Source organism: Lysinibacillus zambalensis (assembly GCF_040183165.1).
GTDB lineage: Bacteria > Bacillota > Bacilli > Bacillales_A > Planococcaceae > Lysinibacillus > Lysinibacillus zambalensis.
The window spans coordinates 1-4620 of sequence record NZ_JBEGDG010000051.1; the positions used below are offsets into that span (position 1 = coordinate 1).

Sequence of the window (4620 nt, forward strand, 5' to 3'; positions counted from 1 at the left end):
GCGCCGATGGTAGTTGGGGGCTTCCCCCTGTGAGAGTAGGACGTCGCTAGGCAATTTAGACAGTCAGCTGTGTGCTGGCTGTTTTTTTTATAAAATTAAACAAATAGTATTTAACCAATAGTAAAAAATCGAGAAGCTAATTTAAGTTTCTCGATTTTTTAATTATTTACTTTAGCAAAAGTTAATCTTTGTATAGTCAAATATACTCATTGGTATTTAGATATTTCATTATGCTTTCATATTAATTTCGATGTAAAATTACCCATAGTATTAAAAGGTAATATTATGGCTTTTATAGGTATTATATATTAAAATAGGTAATGGTTATTTTTACATACTATTAGGATATAGATATGTAAAAAATATATAGATAGGAGTGTAAATATTGATAATACTAGATAGACCTTATGTTTCGGAATTATTAGCGGACACAATTAGTAAGAATAAAATTCCGGTAATCAAATTAAATGAAGTTTTTATACCAAATGAATCTACTATAAATTTAAAAAAGGTAGACGATTTGTTGATTGAATTAGAGAAGGGGAATTCTCCAATTCTCTTTAACTCTGAAAATGGACTTAATATTTTATCAAAATATGCGCCTAATCACTATTTAACAACTGTTACAGATATTTTGAAAAATAAAGTTACTTTCAGGAAAACATTAAGTAGACATTATAAAAATTTCTTTTTCACAGAAGTTTCTCTAAAAGAATTAGAAGAATTAGATCCTAGTGCCCTACCTTTCCCTATTATTGTTAAGCCTGTTATAGGATATTCAAGTATAGGTGTACATCGTATTGATAAGGTAGAAGAATATAAAGAAACTATTAAACAACTTAAGTTTGAAATGGAAGTTACAAGTTCGGAGTATCCAATCGAAGTTATTAATAATCAATCATTTATAATTGAAAAATTAATTGAAGGTGATGAATACGCTGTTGACGTATATTTTACAGGAGATGGGGAACCTGTTATCCTAAATCTTTTTAAAAGAATGTTTAGGCATGAGAAAGACATGAGCGATAGGATTTACTATACGAGTAAGCAAGTAATAAATGAATCCCTCAACAAAATTCAAGAGTTTTTAAAAACTATTTCATCGTTCTTCGCTTTAAAGTCTGCCCCAATACATATTGAAATTCGCATCGATAATGATGAACAGATTGTTCCTATTGAAGTAAATCCACTTAGATTTGCTGGTATCGGTACAAATGAACTTGGCGTTCATGCATATGGTGTAAATGCATGTGAGTACTTTTTTAAACAAGAAAAGCCTGATTGGGAAAATATAGTTAATCAAATGGATGATTCAATTTATAGTTTTTGTTGTGCTGAAGTAGATGCTTCTATTGATTATAAGCAAGTTGTATCTATTAATCATGAAGCGTTTAAACTAAACTTTGGTGAAATTTTAGAATACCGACCAATGAAAGTAAATGAAAGCTCTACTTTTGCTGTAATCTTTCATAAGTCACCAGATTTAAATGAAAATATAAGGTTATTGAATTTAGATCTGAATCAATATATAGCGTTAGAAGAATTAGTATTTGTATAATAATTACTAATTTTTCTATTTCAGTTAGGAGCTTTAATGATGTTTAAAGGTATGACAATTAGAAAGAAAATATTATTAAACGTATTAATGCCTATTGTTGTTATAAGCACAATTTTTAGCTTAGCCATCTTTATTGTAGCTGATCGTTTAATTGAAGGGTATATTGTTCCTCAGTTTGAAGAGAGCTTAACAATGAAAATGGAGGATTTTGATGAGTTATTTGATAAAGAATTAATCAATAGTGCTAAAACAAACAAAAGTGCATATCAAGAACTATTGTCTAGAGGAAATGCATTTCAAGAAAAGAATGAATTAGAAAATGTGTATATTATGAGTAAAGTAGATAATAAAGAAGTCATTTTATTTTTAGGTAATGACGATAAGTATTTATCACCACTAGCGTTTACAGATGAACAAAAAGCAGCGCTAGGTACAACTAAAATGGTTACAAGTGATATTTATAAAGATGATTACGGCGCTCATAAGTCTACATTTTTACAAGTTCAAGGAACAGATTCTGTCTTAGGATTAGATGAAGATGCAGATTTTATAGTTGATCTAGAAAATTTATTAATAAAAGTATGTGTATTATTAGCACTTATATTTATTGTGGTAAGTGGTATACTAGCATATTTCACTGCTAAAAGAATATCTAAACCGTTAAATGAACTTGTAGATTATACTAAAGTAATTGCAGCTGGTGATTTAACACAGGAAATAAAAAATACAAGTAATGATGAAATTGGTCAACTTGCATCAAGCTTTAATAGTATGCAAGTACAGCTAAAAGAAGTTATAGGCCATGTTTCCGCAACAGCAGACTATGTAGCAAACGGGTCTAAAGAATTGACTCAAAGTATAGAGCAAGTGACAGAAATGGCTAATCAGGTATCAGCAGCAATTCAGGAAGTTTCAGTAAGTAGCGAAATGGTAACAACTGGGGCTATTCAAAATCAAATTGCGATTAGAGAAATATCAGAGGGGATAGTAGAAATTACAGAATCTACTACAAACGTCTCTGATGAATCTATAAAGACATCTGAAGAATCCAATCAAGGTAATAATGTCATTCAACAATCCGTACAAGGAATTGACTCAATTAACGAGCTTTCAAAAGCCTCTATGCAAATGACTGAACAAATGCATCAACGTTCTAAAGAAGTAGGACAAATTACAAATGTAATTACAAGTATTTCAGATCAAATTAATTTACTAGCACTAAATGCAGCTATTGAGGCTGCTCGTGCAGGTGAATACGGAAAAGGGTTTGCTGTTGTCGCAGATGAAATAAGACATTTAGCAGAACAATCTGCCCAATCTGCTAATGACATAACTAAATTAATCTCTGAAATGCAAAATAATTCTAATGAATCGGTTGAAGCTATTACGAGAGTAGTAGATGAAATTGATCAAGAGACTGTCGCAATAAGATTGGCTGGAGATACTTTCCAAAAAATCTCATCTCTAATTTCAAACATTAGTATGCGAACGCAATCAATTGCTTCAACAGTAGAACAAATATCAGCAAGCTCTGAACAAGTATTAGGGACTACTGAAACAACTGTGCAATCATTGGAGCAAACATCAGCAGGTACCCAAAATATTGCTTCAACTATGCAAGAGCAATCTGCTTTTATGGAAGAAATGCTAGGAACAGCTAATCAAGTAAATGATATGGTTGAAAACTTGAAAGGTCAAATTTCACATTTTAAAATTAAGTAATCTAAGCAATAACATTAACTAAGTTAAAAGGATTAGCTCTAACTTGAATAGAGCTAATCCTTTTACTATTTTTAGATCCGTATGCCAGTATCAAAGTCATTTGTAAATTCGACAAAATACTCATTGAGTTCGTTCTAATTGTATATAACTCTTTATATAATGTAACGATTATCTTAAAAAGGAGAGGAAATTTTGTGGATTGATGGTGTTTTTTCTGGTGGCGGTTTGAAGGGGTTTGCACTTGTTGGGGCGTATCAAGTACTAGAAGCTGAGAATTTTCGCTTTAAACGGGTAGCTGGAACTAGTGCCGGGGCTATATTAGCTGCTTTTATTGCTGCAGGATATAGCGGAAAAGAAATCCAGACTATGCTAGAAGAGTTGGATGTACCTTCATTATTAGATCCAAGGAAAACAATCTTACCATTCCCATTTATGAAGTGGGTTAATGTTTATCACCATTTAGGTTTATATAAAGGAAAAGCGTTAGAAAAATGGTTTTTTCAGAAATTAGCAGCAAAAGGCGTTTATACATTCGGAGATTTACCCAGAGATTCGTTAAAATTAGTGGCCTCAGATTTAACAAATGGCAGAATGATTGTGTTACCGGATGATTTACAAAACTATCATATTGATGCTAAAAATTTTTCGGTTGCGTGTGCTTTACGTATGAGTTGTGGTATACCATTTTTCTTTGAACCCGTTACATTAAAAACAGGAAAAGGAGATTCAGTTATTGTAGATGGCGGTGTATTAAGTAATTTTCCGTTGTGGGTATTTGATGATAGAGAAGGACGTAAAGTGCGACCGATTATTGGACTTAAATTGAGTAGACGTAGAGAAGAGCAACACCCACATGAAATAAAAAATGGATTAAATTTATTTGAAGCTTTATTTTCTACTATGAAAGATGCTCATGATGAAAGATATATCTCAAGACGACATGAAAGAGATATTATTTTTATTCCTGTTGATGATTATAGCGCTACACAATTTGATTTAGACGAAGAGACTAAAGAAACACTTTTAGAAATTGGAAGAAACCGTACGATTCAATTTTTAAAAGCATGGCCGAGATATAAACTATAAAACTTTTAAAAAAATGTATTAATACTATTGACGTCCTATGAGGTAGATGGTATTATATAAAAGTTGCTGATGAACATGCAACTAGAACAATATAAAAATAAAATAACTGTTTGACATTATGTATAAAACATGTTATTATATAAAAGTTAACTCTTAACAAAAGAGATAATGATTATAAATGAACCTTGAAAACTGAACAAGCAAAACGTAATCAATAAAGTTTTTAGTAACTAACCTCGAGTTAGTGAACGAAA

At 31.1% G+C, this 4620-nt stretch carries 3 protein-coding genes; all 3 read left to right on the plus strand.

Annotated elements, in window-relative coordinates:
* Positions 1-385: 385 nt before the first annotated feature.
* The 3 genes from ABNX05_RS25925 (at position 386) to ABNX05_RS25935 (ending at position 4366) form a co-directional block, all read left to right on the plus strand.
* The gene (locus ABNX05_RS25925) at positions 386-1558 is read left to right on the plus strand and encodes an ATP-grasp domain-containing protein (protein WP_349662322.1); all 1173 of its coding nucleotides are present in this window, start codon (positions 386-388) and stop codon (positions 1556-1558) included.
* Positions 1559-1594: 36 nt separating this feature from the next.
* Complete coding sequence (locus ABNX05_RS25930) at positions 1595-3280, plus strand: methyl-accepting chemotaxis protein (RefSeq protein ID WP_349662323.1); 1686 nt, start codon at positions 1595-1597, stop codon at positions 3278-3280.
* A gap of 192 nt (positions 3281-3472) precedes the next feature.
* Positions 3473-4366: a patatin-like phospholipase family protein gene (locus tag ABNX05_RS25935; RefSeq protein WP_349662324.1), complete on the plus strand. Its 894-nt coding sequence runs from the start codon at positions 3473-3475 to the stop codon at positions 4364-4366.
* The last annotated feature ends 254 nt before the right edge of the window (positions 4367-4620 follow it).

Bases quoted from the DNA above. Each gene is read 5' to 3' on its own strand.
- ABNX05_RS25930 (WP_349662323.1), top strand. From the start codon at position 1,595: ATGATGTTTAAAGGTATGACAATTAGAAAGAAAATATTATTAAACGTA.